This window comes from Neisseria sp. P0021.S007, from assembly GCF_051956855.1.
In genome coordinates, this window is the sequence record NZ_JBQCXA010001806.1 from 1 (window position 1) to 433 (window position 433).

1 protein-coding gene is annotated in these 433 nt (G+C 48.5%); it reads right to left on the reverse strand.

Annotation, left to right across the window (positions count from 1 at the left end):
- Positions 1 to 433, reverse strand: a 433-nt coding sequence (locus tag ACTHUR_RS21560; RefSeq protein WP_440400859.1) for an opacity family porin, incomplete at both ends; no start/stop codon positions are given.

Below are 433 nucleotides of genomic sequence, written 5' to 3' on the forward strand. Positions count from 1 at the left end.
GTCATAGCCTACGCCTGCCAATACGCCTACGCCGGTTTTAGTTTTGCGGATCGATTCAGTCTCATGAAAATTCACACTGCGGTAATCGTCGTCATAAGAAAAGCGATTGATGCCTACGCGTGCGCCGACATAAGGTTTAACTGGGGAGTTTAAGTCGAAATCATAAATGGCGGAAACACCGACGCTTTGGAGTTTGATTTTTGAGTCGAGTGTGTAAGACCGACCCTGTTCATGGTCTTTCAAAGTTTTATAGTGGGTGTAATCGGCAGCGACACGGAAATCGCCGAAATCATATCCGGCAGACAGACGCGGGCTGAAGCCTTTGGCACTAGTTTTGCCACCTTCGTCATTGGTTTTAAGGGTTGAGTGGCCAAGATCGCCTTGAATGTAGAAACCATGGCTGTCATCTGCCAGCGCAACGGTTGAGATGGAG